This window comes from Serratia sp. ID 25-353, assembly GCF_054792795.1.
This window is the reverse complement of sequence record NZ_CM139236.1, coordinates 1,212,030-1,226,757: the sequence shown is the minus strand read 5'-3', so window position 1 is coordinate 1,226,757 and position 14,728 is coordinate 1,212,030. Positions and strand designations below refer to the sequence as shown.

Annotated in this window: 12 protein-coding genes; all 12 read right to left on the bottom strand. The window is 56.2% G+C overall.

All coding sequences use genetic code 11. The annotated features are described in order from the left end of the window. Positions 1-166: 166 nt before the first annotated feature. Positions 167-2,026 (bottom strand): carbohydrate binding domain-containing protein, encoded by a 1,860-nt coding sequence (locus tag ACYF6X_RS05855; protein WP_130018769.1) that lies wholly within the window; start codon positions 2,024-2,026, stop codon positions 167-169. Positions 2,027-2,037: 11 nt separating this feature from the next. Then, a complete protein-coding gene (locus tag ACYF6X_RS05850) occupies positions 2,038-2,781 on the bottom strand; it encodes a glycosyltransferase family 2 protein (RefSeq protein WP_063990215.1) in 744 nt (247 codons plus the stop codon). Positions 2,782-2,788: 7 nt separating this feature from the next. Continuing rightward, positions 2,789-3,844 (bottom strand): glycosyltransferase family 4 protein, encoded by a 1,056-nt coding sequence (locus ACYF6X_RS05845; RefSeq protein WP_063990216.1) that lies wholly within the window; start codon positions 3,842-3,844, stop codon positions 2,789-2,791. 1 nt (position 3,845) lies between these two features. Beyond that, a complete protein-coding gene (locus tag ACYF6X_RS05840) occupies positions 3,846-4,751 on the bottom strand; it encodes a glycosyltransferase family 2 protein (protein WP_063990217.1) in 906 nt (301 codons plus the stop codon). Positions 4,752-4,754: 3 nt separating this feature from the next. Further along, positions 4,755-5,909, bottom strand: coding sequence for a hypothetical protein (locus tag ACYF6X_RS05835; protein ID WP_130018758.1), 1,155 nt, complete (start codon positions 5,907-5,909; stop codon positions 4,755-4,757). 6 nt (positions 5,910-5,915) lie between these two features. Then, complete coding sequence (locus ACYF6X_RS05830) at positions 5,916-6,764, bottom strand: ATP-grasp fold amidoligase family protein (protein WP_063990219.1); 849 nt, start codon at positions 6,762-6,764, stop codon at positions 5,916-5,918. After that, positions 6,745-8,043 carry a flippase gene (locus ACYF6X_RS05825; RefSeq protein ID WP_107226359.1) on the bottom strand — a complete coding sequence of 433 codons (1,299 nt, stop codon included), beginning with the start codon at positions 8,041-8,043 and terminating at the stop codon, positions 6,745-6,747. Before ACYF6X_RS05825 ends, ACYF6X_RS05830 begins: the two co-directional genes overlap by 20 nt. 4 nt (positions 8,044-8,047) lie before the next feature. Then, positions 8,048-10,228, bottom strand: coding sequence for a polysaccharide biosynthesis tyrosine autokinase (locus tag ACYF6X_RS05820; RefSeq protein WP_063990221.1), 2,181 nt, complete (start codon positions 10,226-10,228; stop codon positions 8,048-8,050). Between the two features lie 27 nt (positions 10,229-10,255). Continuing rightward, complete coding sequence (locus ACYF6X_RS05815) at positions 10,256-11,389, bottom strand: polysaccharide export protein (RefSeq protein ID WP_130018757.1); 1,134 nt, start codon at positions 11,387-11,389, stop codon at positions 10,256-10,258. 45 nt (positions 11,390-11,434) lie between these two features. After that, the gene (gene wecA, locus ACYF6X_RS05810; RefSeq protein WP_130018756.1) at positions 11,435-12,484 is read right to left on the bottom strand and encodes a UDP-N-acetylglucosamine--undecaprenyl-phosphate N-acetylglucosaminephosphotransferase; all 1,050 of its coding nucleotides are present in this window, start codon (positions 12,482-12,484) and stop codon (positions 11,435-11,437) included. A 174-nt stretch (positions 12,485-12,658) separates the two neighbouring features. Further along, positions 12,659-13,621, bottom strand: a complete 963-nt coding sequence (locus ACYF6X_RS05805; protein ID WP_063990224.1) for an NAD-dependent epimerase/dehydratase family protein — start codon at positions 13,619-13,621, stop codon at positions 12,659-12,661. Between the two features lie 180 nt (positions 13,622-13,801). Continuing rightward, a complete protein-coding gene (locus ACYF6X_RS05800; protein WP_063990225.1) occupies positions 13,802-14,701 on the bottom strand; it encodes a winged helix-turn-helix domain-containing protein in 900 nt (299 codons plus the stop codon). Positions 14,702-14,728 lie beyond the last annotated feature (27 nt).

Here is a 14,728-nt window from a genome sequence, read left to right as displayed (position 1 = left end):
GGTGAGAAATACCACCAAAGTATAGGTGCGGAAAATTAATTTAATCTATTGAATTATAACGAATAAACAAGGAAATCAAGAGGAGAGCGGGCAGGTAGGAGACAAGACGGGGTATTTGGGGGTAGGACGCGGGAGAAACCTCCCGCGTGACGATAACTCGGCGCTTTCAGCGTTGGAGCCACAGCGTCGCGGTGCCCACGGTGGGCAACGCCAGCGTGATCTCCGCCCCCCCTTCCTGCTGCCGCCAGCCCGCCGGAAGGCGCAATCGGGTGCTTCCCTTTCGATAGTAAGGATTGGCTACCAGCAGCAAGGCGCGATCGCCCAGAACAAACATCCGCGCCGACATTTGCGGATCGCTTCCTGCCAGCGGCATCGATTTTCCCGTCAGCAGATACGGGGTGAAAGCGGCGATTTGCTGAGACACGGCAGCCACACCACGCCAGGCGGCGTCAAACTCCCGTTGGTCGAAGCGGCCGGTTTTGCGCTTGTAAAACAGATCGGTATAAGAATAAAACAGCAGCCCCTTGGCGCCGCCGATCAACGCCTGCCAGGCCTGATTGCGGATTTCTGCCTCTGACGGCGGATATGGCCTGCGGCGGGCGTCATAAGCGGCGTGATCCATGATTTGCATCACCACCCAGGCCCCGCGCGCCTGGCGGGCGGCCTGCACCGTGAGTTCGGTATAACGCGTGGTGCGCGTCAGATCGCTATCGTTCCCCACCGGATAAGGATCGGTCGCCAAAATGTCGCTGCTGTTAAAGTAGGCGTCCAACTCCCCGGTTTTGTTCAACACCTGGAAGGTGGGATGATCGCCATCAAGCCGCTTTATTTGCAGGTTTTTTTCCTCGATCTTATCGAGATATTCCGGCCCCAGCTCATCGTTGATGTACCAGGCGAGCAGGTTGGGCTGAGCGCGCAAGCGCTGCACGTACCAGGCCGTCATCGCCGCGTAGTCGCCACCGCGGACGGCCGGCGCGAAACGGCTGCCGCGGTACTGATCTTTGACGGAGTAAATGACCAGCAGCCCGCGCTTGCGTGCGTTGCGGAAAAAGGCGTAAGGATCTTTCTTTTCCCCGTAATCATAGTTCAGCACCGTGTTGAATCCCGCCGATGCGATGCGCGCCAAATGCTCATCGGTCGCCACGTTGGCGTAAATGCCCAACGGGAAAAGCCGTTGACCGTCGCGCAGGGTAAAGCCTTCGCTGTCGATCGCCACTTTGGCCGCAGGCTGCCCGACGCGAAAAGACAGCTCGCTGCCCTGTGCCGGCTGGGATTGTTGCCCGGTGACCTGCTGACGCAGCCGGTATTCCCCCTGGGCCAGGCCGGTCGGCAGTGGGTATTCGATACGGCGCTGCCCTTCAACCTGATAACGGTCGCGGCTACGGTGAACAACCTGCCCCTCGGCATTGAGCAATTCGCTGTCGACCTGCAAACGCTGCGGCTGCGAAGTGACGACCAGCGTGTCGACCCTCCCCTGCGCCGACGCGCCGAGCTGATACAACGCCGGCGTAGGCGCTCGAGCACACGCATAGGCGTCGTCAAACCAGGCGGTACCGGTGCTCCCCTTGCGCAGATAAACGCCAAAAGTGATTCGCGCCGCCTGCGGCGGTACGGTATAGCTGGCGCTCACCTGCCGCCAGCCGCTGTCGCCGGTCACCCCAGCCGGATAGCTGCCTTCCAGAAAGCGCCCCTGCGCATCAAAGCTCTGCAAATAGACCCCGGCGCCGCCGTCGCGGCTTTGCCCGCGTACGTCCTGGGTCTTGAGCCAGACGCCGAAATCGATCGTCTGCCCAGGCACAACCTGCAGCGCCTGGTTGAAGGTACGGTACTGCGCGGCATCTGCATTGTCATAACGCAGACTGCCACTGCCGCTGTGCGCATCGCCGTCGGCCTGCGCGCCCTGCGCTCGCCAGCCGCTGAGACCCTGCTCAAAGCCGGGGTTGGTCAACAGATTGGGTTGGCAGCTCTGCGCCAGAGCCGAAACGCCCCACAAGGCGCAACAGCCCAGAGCCACCCTCTGATACATCCCCCTCATGGTCATTTCCTTTTCACCACGGCATTGAACAGATAGGTGGCGAACAGATAGCAGGATTTCTGGTAAGACAGCCCCAAATGCTGACGGTAAATCCGCCATTGCCAGTCCGCGGCGCGGATTTTGTTGCCCGACAGCGAATGGGTAGACAATCGGTAACAGGCCAGCGGTTCGGGAATGCAGTAGGCCAGGCCGTTACGCGCCTTCTGCAGCACCGCCAGCCACATCAAATAGTCCTCATGGCCCACTTTTTGCTGATACACCTTACCGATGCGCTTTTGGTTGTAGATACCGGTGAGATTGCCGATCCAGTTGCTTTTCAACATGTCCTGATAGCCGATAAGCTCATCCGCGCCACGGGTGTTTTTGATCAATTTCAGATCGTCTTCGAAGGTGTAATAATGGGAACACACCACGTCGTAGCGGCGGGTTTGCAAAATGCTCGCCTGGCGCGACAGCTTGTTGGGCAGCCATACGTCATCGCTGTCGCAGAAGGCGATATAGTCGCCGCTCGCCGCCTCAATGCCGATGTTGCGCGTTTCCGCCACGCCCTGGTTGTGCTCATTGCGTATGTAGGTGAGACGATCGTGGATAAACGGCCGCACCACCTCGGCAGTATCGTCGGTGGACGCATCATCGATCACATACAGGTGATAATCGGTAAATCGCTGGTTCAGCACGCCTAGAATCGACTCTTTAATAGAGTTCGCCGCATTGTAGGCCGGCATGATTACGGATATCTTTTCCATTTTGTCCTCACTCGGTGAGCTGTTGCCACTGGGGATAAATACGTTCGGGAGAAAAACGACGAGACTTTTCTAACGCGGCGATAGAAAAGTGCTCACGCAAACCCGGATCGAGCATCAGTTTGATCACCCCTTCGCTGAAGGCGGCGGCGTCGTCATCGGGCACCAGATAGCCGTTGACGCCATCGTCTATCAACTCGGCCGGGCCGGTCTTGCAGTCGTAGGCCACCAGCGGCAGGCCAAAACTCATGGCTTCGATCAGCACCATCGGCAGTCCCTCATAGCGAGAAGTCATCAGATACAGGCTGGCCTGGCGATAATAGGCCGCCACGTCGGCGGTGGCCGGCAGCAGGCTCACCTGCCGCTCCAACCCGGCGTCTTCAATCTGTCGCTGCAATGCGTCGCGCTCCGGACCGTCGCCAATAATCAGCAGTCGCCAATCCGGCACCTGCGCCACGACGCCTCGCCACAACGCGATCAGACGATCGAAGCCTTTCTGATTGCTCAATCGCCCCACCGCCAGCGCCACCTTTTTCTGCAGCGCCGGCGTCGGCGCCTGCGCGCCGAACGGCGAAACGTTCTCGATCACCCGACACTTCCCGGCCCCCACCCAGCGAGCGATGGCGTCGCTATCTTGCCGCGTCAGGAAAATCACGCGATCGCCCAGCCGGTAAACCAGCAACTTCAACCATTTAAATACGCGCGGATACTGGTGAAAGCTGACGTGCTCACTCAACAGCAGCCGGCTGCGGGCACAGAACAAACGCAGAAAAGGCGTCATCACCACCGACAGTTTCCCCATGGAAACGGTAATGATCACGTCCGCGCGTTCACGCCGCAGCGCCAACGCCAACCGCCATGGCCAGAACAGCGAATCGCCGCCGCCGCAGCGCAGCCGGACGTCGCTCGCCAGCGGAAAGAAACTCCGCTCGCCAAACAGCGAAAATACCGCCACCTCGTAACCCGGCAGATGCGCCAGCGCATTGGCCAAACCGCTGGCGACCCGTTCAGTGCCGCCCTTGCCCGCCATATTTTCGATAACGATGATTACCTTGCGTGGTTGCATATCATCTCCTGAATCCCTGGCGCACATTGCGCAGCAGCCGGCCGCCAACCGAGAACAACCCCAGTCGCGCCAGACAATCGCCATACCATTTGATCACCTTGAACTTGCCGCTCAGGCTGTGCCGCACGATGCGCGACGAGTAATAATTGAACGCCTGGGCATTTTCCGAATACAGCGAGGCCAGCAGGTGCTTGCAGGCGAATCCGCTGATATGGCGATCGCTGGGGCTGAGGAAGGTATTGATAAAGCGGTCGCTGGCCTCCAGATTAAGTTTCGCCGTCATGCGTCCGTAGCGCCCCACGTCGAGAAACACCCCGCCGCCGGCGTCATGCGCCACTTGCGCACCCAAATTGGTGGCGTTGACCAGAAAGCCCCAATCCTGATGCTTGTTGAGAAACTCGGGAAATAAAAAGCGCCGATCGCTTTTTTTACGCATGCTGATGGTGGATGACCGAATATCGCCCATTTCCAGAAAAAGAAAATCCTCGCCGGAAGAACCGGATTTGTAGTGGAAGTTGAAGTCGCGTACCGAATCGCCGCTCACCTCTGCATAGTTGCCGAAGATAATATCAATATGGCGATCTTCATGCTTCTTCATGCGGCGAATAATATAGTTGGTCGTGAAATAATCATCCGAATCGAGAAAAAACACGATCTCCGATTGCGCTAACTTGGTACCTAAGTTGCGCGATACCGCCGCATTGCTCTTCTGTTTTTTCTCATGCAGCATCACGTTGCTATTAGTTGCCGCTATCTGGCGAATATATTTGATGTCATCCTCGTCAGAGCAATCATCAACCAAAATCACCTGATAGTCGAACCCTTGGCAAGCGTTGAAAATCCGCTTCAGCGTTTTCGGCAGGTAGCGCGCACTATTATAAATAGGGATCACGATCGAGAAATCCATTTCTTAACCCTCCAAATTAGAATTTATCATTTCTTTTCCACGGCAAAGCAACAATAATGACACGTTAAATACCGGGACCAAAAAATAGGTTTCCGTAAAGGTTGTCAGCAGGAAAACGACCACCACCCAGCGCATGAATCGACTCAGCCTGCGCATATTGCCCAACAAGTGAAAATAACAAAAAAGCATGACGACAGAGGCGATGCCACCGGCCGAATAAAACATAGCGATGAAGAAGAAATCGACTGGCTTATAAGGCTCTATATTCATGCCGAACAGCGGATTGGGTAGCCCCACCGCCTGAAACATCTGCCAGGAGAACCAGATCCGCCCGGTCAACGCCTGGTTCAAGAGGACGTCCAACGCCGGATTACTCCCCCAGCGTATAACGCTGGCGAATTGAAAGCCGACAATGACCAACGTCAGCGCGATGCAGACTTTTCTGTTGGGCGCGACACGCAGCAGCGGCGCCAGCCAAAACAGCAGCAACATCAACAACGCCAGCATAAAACAGGTGCGTGAATAGGAATACATCAGCACCGGGAGAATGATCGCCGATACTGCCAACGAAGCGATATTTTTCATTCCACGCGTTAATTTCGCATGGTCGATCAGGCACAGCAGTGTGGCGAACAGGGCAAAAGAATAATACGCCAGGGTATTCGGATTATCGAACCCCAGCGTTAATCGGTTGCCGTAACGTTCATCAAGGTAAACAAATCCCTCGGTGTAAAAGGTATAAGGAATAACCACCAGCAACCCTGCCACCACAAAGGCGATGGCAAACATTTCAGCACCACGCTCCATTTCGATGCGACGAAATAAAATTATCACCGCCGTGCTGAATACCGCACCAAACAGATAATCACCATGCCCGGTGGCAATATTAAGAAGAAACAGCAGAACCAAAAAACCCGCAACCGCTTTTTCCGCCAGCGTAGCGATAAAAAATGCATAGCCGACATAGAGCAACATCAGGCCATTAAGCCCCAGCACGGCTTTATTAATCAGCTCGCTGTTGAACGATCCCGAGGTCAGGAACGTTTTCACGAAAAACATCAGCAAGAAGGTCAATACGATTGATTGATTGACTAAATCTCGAGACTGATGATAACCCGCATTGGCATGCATTTGAAAATTGGAGGCGACTCTTAGCATAAGCGTTTACTCAGTAAAATAACTGCCCCATTCCTGCTCAATGTTTTTCGGCTTCAGCTTGCTTAACCCCGCGCCAGGCGTAAACGTCAGCTCACCGAAATACACCTTCTCGCCGACCTGGTAGAAATCCACACGGACATAAGAGAACTGCTGCGCGGTCTGGCGAGCCAAACGTATCATTTCATCCAGCCGCGTAGGGCGCGGCATCGGTTCGTCGGCATTCGGCAAGCTGATACGGATTTCAGTGCGGTTCCAGTCGATATCAAAAATATCGCGCCGATGGGTGCCGAAACGCTGGTAATCCACCTGGATGAACATACGAATTTCATGATTGTCGTTGAAACAATGAAACTTGATATCATTCGGCACCTGTTCGCCATCCAGCAACATGCGCTCCACCATGATGCAGGGTTCGATATCCAGATAATGCTTTTCGCGACTCTGCTCGTAAAAGTTGCTGCGCATCCACGCGTTGCTGAGATCGTACAACTCCGCGTAGCTAACCTGCCGCTTGTCGAACACCAACCGGTTATAACCGCTGCCGTGGTTGGCCTTCAGCACAAAGGCATTGGGCAATTGCCTGAACATCTCGTAACTGAGTTCAGTGCCATGCGCATACAGCTCCACCAGATACTCCTCGCCCCACAGACCGGCGATAAATTCACGGACTTTGAACTTGTCCGACAAGGTGGTGTAGATGCTGCGCGGATAAATTTTGCGGCGCATGATCTTTTCGCTGAAGCCGGTCGGTTTTGACAGGTGCGGCAGCTTCTTGAAATAGAGCGCGTATTTAACCTGATGGTGCCAGGCATCGGGCAGGCGCTTGGAAATGTTTTTAACCAGGATGTTTAACATGCTCTCTCCTTAATTTGCTGACAAGACGCGGCAAGCAGTAAAAACAGGTCAGCTGCAGTCGGGTAATTTTTCCGCCACGGAATAAACTGTTCAGCACGAAGAACGAAATGAATTCCGCCAGCAGCGTAGATACCGCCGCACCGATCAGGCCGTAGCGCGGGATCAGCAGCAGATTCATCACCACGTTCGCCACAGCCACCAACGGCATCTTGATGGCGATAAAGCGATAGCCGGCGAACAGCACGATGCTGCGGTACGAAACCGTCCCCATGACCGAGAACAGCGAGGTCAACGTACAAATAGCCAGGATGCTGGCGGCCGGTTGGAAAGCGGCACCGTACAGCAGCGCAATGGCCGGGTGGGCAAACCACCACAGGCCCAGCAACACCGGCAACGACAGGCCCAGAACCACCAGATAAAGCACCCGGATACGGTACTCCTGCTCCAACGGATCGCGACAGCTGGCAATGCCCGGCATCAACGAAGTGATCAGCGCCATCGGCACGAAAACCCAGCCTTGGCTGAGGGTGGTGGCGGCACTGAACCAGCCTACCGCCTGCTCGCCGATCAGATTGCCCAGCATGATTTGATCGATGCGGGTATAGATCACTATCGACAGGCTGGAGATGGCCAACGGCAGGCCCACCTTGAGCAAATAACGGCCGTAGCGCCCGGCCTGGCGCGGCGTAACCCGCGGCGAGGCCGCAGCTTCCCCACGGAATAACCAGAGGCGCGCCAGGTAAGGTACGGCGCTGCTGAGGATGTAGGGTACCGCGAACCACACCAGCGGCAGCGCGGCGCTCACCAGCGCCAGCCGTAGCCCGATCGACAGCAGCAGCGCCAGGTTGTTGATCAGCGTATTGCGTTTCGACTGCAGGCGGGCATCGTAATAAATTTTGTACACGTCCTGAATCGAGAAATAGGCGCTGATAAGCAGCAACAGCGTCATCAGTTGGCTGGCGGGCGATTGGCTGAAATAGCTCCATATCAGTATCGGCAATGCCACCACCAGGAACAGCCGACGACGCAGGCGTATTGACGCCAGCATCAGGCGAATGCCGCTCGGCTGTCGGCGGGCGACGCGGTTGAAAATGATGCTGTCGGCGCCCAACTGCACCAGTGGCACCACGATGGCGATCGTCGCCAACAGATAGTTGAGCGTGCCAAACTGCGCGGGCCCCAGATAGCGCGCAACGTAAATGGAGACGAAGATGCCGGACAGGCTGAGCGAAACGCGTTCGAGCATCAGCCACAGGGCATTGGTGATAATGGCCTTCACCCGCTTATTCCCCTGCCTGCGGGCGATCTTCCCGGTGGCTTGGATAGGCGAAGTTGTAGTAGCTCATGTCGGTTGCCGCCTTCTTCACCATGCCGTTGAGGATCACGCCCTTGATCGTCACCCCATTCTGTTCGAAACGGCGCATGCTGGTTTCGATCTGCTTGACGGTATTGACCTCAAAACGCACCACCAGCAGCGAGGTGCCCGCGTGGTTGCCGACGATCGCCGCGTCCGTCACCGCCAGAATCGGCGGCGTATCGATCAGCACCAGATCGTAGTTTTGCCCGGCCCAGCGCAGAAAATCGGCGAAACGGCGGTGCATCAGCAGTTCGGACGGGTTCGGCGGCACCTGGCCGCGCGGCACGAAGTCCAGATTGGCGATGGCGGTTTTCCGCACCGCCTGTTCCGTCATCACGTTGCCCACCAGCAGATCGGACAGGCCCTGATGCCCATCATCCGCCAGCCAGCGGTGCAGGAAACCTTTGCGCATATCGGCGTCGATCAACAGCACCCGTTGCCCGGCCTGTGCCACCACCACCGCCAGGTTGGTGCTGGTAAAGCTCTTGCCGCTTTCCGGGCTGGCACCGGAGACCATCAGAATGTTGTTTTTGGCCTCCATCATGGCGAAATGCAGACTGGTGCGCAGGCTGCGGATCGCTTCCACCGACAGATCCGTCGGTTCGGCCACCGCCAGGATCGGCAAACGCCGGCCGCCGGATTTAGGCAGCAAATGACGCTGCTCGCGGTTGCGCTTCACCTGCCACGGCGACAGCGGCACGGTGGCGTAGACGTTGATGCCCCGCTTCTCCAGGGTATCGATATCATTGATGCCGCGATGGAAAGCCGCGCGCAGCAGCACCACCGAGGCGGCGCCCGCCGCGCCCAGCAACAGCGCCAACAGCACGATCAACCCCTTTTGCGGCTTAATCGGCCGGATAGCGGTTTCCGCCTCGTCGATGATGCGCACATTGCCTACCGTGCCGGCCTTGCTGATGCTCAGCTCCTGCTGCTTATTCATCAGCTGCATGTAAACCTGCTGATCCACCTGCACGTCGCGGGTAAGGCGCAGGATCTCCTGCTGCATTTTCGGCAGCGTCTGCACCTGTTTACCCAGACGCGCCTTTTCCACCTCCAACGTGGCGCGCTTTTCCAGCAGCGCCCGGTAGGCCGGGTGCGCGCGGGTGTAGAGTTTGGAGATTTCCGCTTCCTTGAAGGTCAGCTCGTTGAGCTGGGCTTCGAGCTGCACTTGGGTATCCAGCACCGATTTGGCTTCAAGCGACAGATCTACCGAGTCGTTTTGCTGGCGGAACTGATTGAGTTGGGTTTCGGCGTTATTCAACGCGGTTTGCGTTTGCGGCAACTGCTCTTGCAAGAACGCCAGCATGCGCTGCGCCTCTTCCGTTTTGCGATCCACATTCTGCTGCAGGTAATTGTCGGTGATGCTCTTCAGCACCGCCTCGGCGCGCTGCGGATCTTCGCTCGGCAGCGTAAAGGTTATGATGCCGCTGTCCTTGCCACCCGGTGTCACATCCAGGTATTTACGCAGATCGTCCACCGCTTCTTGACGCGCGACTTTGACCACGGTAAAGCTGGCGCCCGGCGCCGCGTCCAGCGCCGAGACGGCCATGTTCCATCCGCCTTGTGCCACCGGCTGCCCGACCACGCCGCTGAACAGTTTGTCGCCGTCATGGCTCAATTCGTAATGCTGCCCCTCGTGCACCGTCAGCGTCAGCGCTTCGCCCTCCATTTCCGGCGGCGTCGTCAGCGTAGTGATGTCCAGCACCGGCGGCTTTTCGCCGCTCAGCCGGGCAAAGCCTTTGCCGAAGACCGGGAAATAGTCCGGGCTGACGCGCACCGTCAAGCCGAGGGCGTCCACCGTTTTGCCGAGCACGTAGCGTGACTTGGCCAGCGTCACCTCATCCTGCGTCGCCGAATTTTGCCCCATCGAGCTGTCCAGCGTTTCACGCAGCAGCGACTCGCCAGACAGCTGCTTCTCCACCTGCACCACCGCCGTGGCTTGATACACCGGGGTCGCCAACAGGGCATAGGCGACGCCCAGCACGCCGGCCAAACCGGTCACGACGGCGATCCGCCAACGGTTATCCCACAGCGGCCCGATCAGACGCTCCCACTCCAGCTTTTCATCTTGTTCGGCCACCATCACGGACAGCGCATTGTTTTTCATCTTCTGTTCCTTATTCACCCTGCGGAGTTACCAATTGCGCACGCGCAAGGTCGCCTCGCTGAGATCGTTAAAACTGCTGATGGTCGGCACCAGCTGACCGATCAAACGGTTCCAGCGCGCGACCGGCGCCGCAGTGACGTACACGACGTCGTACGGCTGCAGTTGAAATTCTGCGCCCATCGCCAGCGCGCTGGCGTCGGAGAGATCGAACTGATACAGCGTCGCCAGCCGCTGCGGCGTTTTACCGCCGCTCGGCCGGATCACGAACACCCCGGTCGCATCCGCCACCGTCTGGCTGATCCCTTCGGACGATCCGAGGGCTTCGGTCAGGGTCATGCCGCTGCGATCCATCTTCAGCGTCGCTTGCTTGCCCACCTCGCCCATCACGAACACTTTCAGTTCGTCATTGCGCGGGATGTAGAGGATGTCGCCCGGCTGCAGCAGCGCGTTCTGGCTGATGTCGCCGCGCTGCATCAGCGCCTGCAGCGAGATAACCTGCTCTTTGCCCTGATGGGTCAGCACCACGTTGCGCCAGTCGGCATTGTCCGTCAGGCCGCCGGCGGCGTTGATCGCGTCCAGAATGGTCAACGGCACGTTGGTGATCGCCTGCTGGCCGGAGGTTTTCACTTCGCCGGTCACGTAAGCCTTCTGCGAACGGAAAGCGGCGATGCTGACGTCCACCTGCGGGCTTTCCACGTACTGCGCGAGACGGCCGGCGATCAGGCTGCGCACTTCGGTGACGGTCTTGCCCACCACCGCCACTCGCCCGATATAGGGATAGAAGATCGTGCCATCCGCATGCACCCAGTTACCGGTGTCGCTGGCGCTGCGGTACTGGCCGGCCGGCGTGGTCAACTCGGGGTGGTCCCAGACGGTGACATTCAACACGTCGCCGACGCCGATGCGGTATTGATAGCTCTGCAACCGCTGATCCAGCGCCGGATTCGGTCGGGCGACCGGTTCTACGCGCCGCATTTTCTGCAGCAGCATCGGCGACATACGGTAGACCTGTACCTGGTCATTCAAATCGAAGTCGTCGTCCTGCTGCACGACGATGGCTTTTCCGCTGGTCGGTAAATGTGAGCCGGGGACCACCGTACACCCGCTCAACAGCGCGGAGGTGAAGGCCAACGGCATCAAAAGAGGCAAATGAAAATTCATGGAAGTACCGTGATAAACGGGCTGCCGCCGCAGCCCGTGGGGGGATTAACGGCCGACGGTCGGATTATCGCTGAACACCGTCGCCTGACGCGGTTCGCGCAACATGACGAAATAACCGCAAAAACAGAACAAAAAGGCCACCAGCATCTGGCTTTCCCGCAGCTGCAACACTTCACTGCAAATGCCGATGCAGGCCAGCGTTACCGCCAGCATGGTGCTCATCGCCAGTGCCTGACGCGCATTGAGCCCGCGACGCATCAGAATATGGTGCAAATGATCGCGGCCCGCTTTGAAGGGGCTTTGGCGGCGCAACAGGCGGCGCACCATCACGGTCACCATGTCCATCAGCGGAATGGCGATCAGCCACAGCGCGGTGACCGGGCGCATTACCGCCTGCTGCCCCTGCGTCGCCAGCAACACCAGCCACAGCACGCTGAAGCCGATCACCATGCTGCCGGCGTCCCCCATAAAGATCTTGTTACGCGCGCCGAACAGGCTCAGGTTGAACAGCAGATAAGCCGACAGCGCGACGATCATGCCCAGACACCACAGCGCCAGGTCTTCCCGGCCGCCCAACCCGAACACGATGGCCAACGCGACGAAGGTAACGCAGGACAAGGCGCCCAGTTGCCCGTCGATGCCATCCACCATGTTGTAGGCGTTGATCGCTCCCCATACCGCCAGCGGCGTGAGTAACAACGCGCCATAACCGAGCATCACTTCCTGATGCCCCCAAACATAGCCCAATGAGGAAAGCTGCATCCCTGCCGCCAGCATCATCGCCAGCGCGATCCCTCCCTGCACCATGACGCGCGGCGCCACGGGCAGATCAAAGCGGTCATCCAGCACGCCCAACACCACCAGCGCCGTGATGCACAGCAGATAGACGGTGCTGTCAGGCAGCCAGGCGGGTTGCCACAGCGTCATCAGCATCAGCGTCAGGTACACGGCGATGCCGCCGACCAGCGGAATATGTCCCAGATGTTGCTTGCGCGCATTGGGCTTATCCACTAATCCCACCGTCAAGGCGGCCCGGCGGGCAATAAGGACCCACGCGACCGCCAGTACAAATATCACGCTCAGTTGATATAACATCGTTCCTCCAGCGAATAAGCACGCTACCGCCCTTGAGTTACAGCTCCCAATGCGCTATTAACAAAAACAAAATTGATCCTGCCAGGATATAAGTCAGCATGAATTAATCCTGAAAAATACAGACTTATCCGCTTGTCGGCGGAAATAATTAAATAACGTCAGCGTGCGGTTAAGTTATCTATCAGAAAACTCATGTTTAATGGTTCTTTCGATTGCCGAATCAAGGTCAACCGGTGCCACGAAATTATTTTGCACATTACTTTTAAATTGCGTTCTGGCGCAGAATTTCTGCACCCTGACGCGACTGATTGGGAATTTCTTGCGACTTATTTTACTCACGACATCCAATGCGGTTGCACCGCATATGCCTACGGCATAGGGAATGCGAATCGTCTTATTTTCCCTCCCCAATGAAGAGGAAATAACGTCGACCAGTTGATTCATCGTAAAGTCCGGTTTATCGACGTAGTTGCTGACCTGATAACTTGACTGTTGATCCAACGCATGTTCCAGCCGCGCGGCAATATTTTCAACGTAAGCCATCGACTTCATATTATTTCCGCTGCCAATCATCACGAAACGTCCGCTGGCGATCTGGCGGAACAGGTTATACACGTTGCCACGGTTGCCTTCGCCGAACACCACCGTCGGGCGGATGATGGTCAATTTATTTTCGGCGTCGGCCTTGCGCCAGGCTTCATAGACGTATTCCGCCTCGAGCTTGGACTTGCCGTAATGGTTGAAAGGCTCGAAACGTCCTTCTTCGCCGGTTTCCTGCTTGACGAACCCATAAACGGCAACCGACGACGTGAAAATGACTTGGTGGATATTCAATGCGGAGGCGGTCATGCAGACATGGCGTGCGCCTTCGACATTGACCTGGTAATAGAGCGAAATGGGATCGACGTTGTCCTGATGCTCCGCCGCCAGATTAATGATGGCGTCGCAGCCCGCCAGCGGTTCTTGCAAGGTCTGGGGTTGCGTCACGTCGCCATACTGATAGAGCGCCGGAAAATGTGCGCTGGGTTGCTTATCCACGATGACCAACGTCAGATCATCGCGCGCACTGAGACGTTTCGCCAGGCGTGTTCCGATAAAACCGGAACCCCCGATAATAGCTACTTTACGCTTATCCATAATTTGTCACTCAGCAGGTTCTCATTATTCCTGTCACCGCGATGGAAACAGGACGCTAATATGCGTTAGGTAATGAGTTCCAGACTGGACAAATCGAACCTGGCTTTCAAATAACAAATAATGAAATAAAAGATTTCATCAAATGTAAAATTATCGCTAAAGATAAAACCTCATTCAGCACTAATTTTTAACATCGTAAGCAACTTGATATTGCAAGGTTTTATTCGGCAATATGAGATTAATCCGACCTTTGCCCGGCGTCGAAGAGGTCTCATATTTTACCGGCAATTTAAGCTGCCCTTGCTTAGGGTCGACACATTCGATGGTCGCCTGCTCCATGCTCTCGCCCTGGTACAGGCAGAACAGGGTTTGCGGGCTGTTGGTATGAGGATTATTCAGCGTCAGCGTCAACACCACGCGCGTGTTGTTCTGAATGTCATTGATCACTGGCGGACGAGTTTGGTTGCCGAGCACATATGAAAAATGTGAAATAACCAGCAATGAAGCGAATACCGTCAGGTATTTCACTACGCGACTGGCGGGCATGCTGAAAAAGCGACGCACCGTCGTCGGCTTTTTTTCACGAGTGGGTTCATGGGATGACTCTAGCGTAGCAACAGGCGCAGCAACCAGCGTCGATTTACGCGGCTTATCTATTTTTTCATCGTTTGTTTCAGAAGACTCACTTTCACTTTCAGAAAGTTCCGCTTGAATATCAACGCTAATATCTTCACCGCCATTTAATATATCATCATCAGCGTAGTCTTCATCCTCGGATATAAAGTGAAAAGCCGCTTGATTTTCCACCTTGTAACCCAAGCGAGGAATGGTTCTGATAAGCGTATGTTCCGTGTCGCTAATTTTTTGGCGAATAGATTTAATTGTTTGATTTATCGTTGAATCTGAGCAGTAAGTTCCTTTCCAGATATTTTCTATAATTTCCGTTCGGGTAACCAGTTCTGGTGATCTGGCGACAAGCAGCGAAAGAATTTGATACTCCTTCCAACGCAGACGAAATTTCTCCCCGGCAGGAGTCAGAACATCGAGATTCCTAATCTTTATTCTTTTATCAAGATTCACTTTTAATTTCCTTAGCGTGCCTGTCCT

Bases quoted from the DNA above. Each gene is read 5' to 3' on its own strand.
- ACYF6X_RS05855 (WP_130018769.1), bottom strand. From the start codon at position 2,026: ATGTATCAGAGGGTGGCTCTGGGCTGTTGCGCCTTGTGGGGCGTTTCG.
- ACYF6X_RS05850 (WP_063990215.1), bottom strand. From the start codon at position 2,781: ATGGAAAAGATATCCGTAATCATGCCGGCCTACAATGCGGCGAACTCT.
- ACYF6X_RS05845 (WP_063990216.1), bottom strand. From the start codon at position 3,844: ATGCAACCACGCAAGGTAATCATCGTTATCGAAAATATGGCGGGCAAG.
- ACYF6X_RS05840 (WP_063990217.1), bottom strand. From the start codon at position 4,751: ATGGATTTCTCGATCGTGATCCCTATTTATAATAGTGCGCGCTACCTG.
- ACYF6X_RS05835 (WP_130018758.1), bottom strand. From the start codon at position 5,909: ATGCTAAGAGTCGCCTCCAATTTTCAAATGCATGCCAATGCGGGTTAT.
- ACYF6X_RS05830 (WP_063990219.1), bottom strand. From the start codon at position 6,764: ATGTTAAACATCCTGGTTAAAAACATTTCCAAGCGCCTGCCCGATGCC.
- ACYF6X_RS05820 (WP_063990221.1), bottom strand. From the start codon at position 10,228: ATGAAAAACAATGCGCTGTCCGTGATGGTGGCCGAACAAGATGAAAAG.
- ACYF6X_RS05815 (WP_130018757.1), bottom strand. From the start codon at position 11,389: ATGAATTTTCATTTGCCTCTTTTGATGCCGTTGGCCTTCACCTCCGCG.
- wecA (WP_130018756.1), bottom strand. From the start codon at position 12,484: ATGTTATATCAACTGAGCGTGATATTTGTACTGGCGGTCGCGTGGGTC.
- ACYF6X_RS05805 (WP_063990224.1), bottom strand. From the start codon at position 13,621: ATGGATAAGCGTAAAGTAGCTATTATCGGGGGTTCCGGTTTTATCGGA.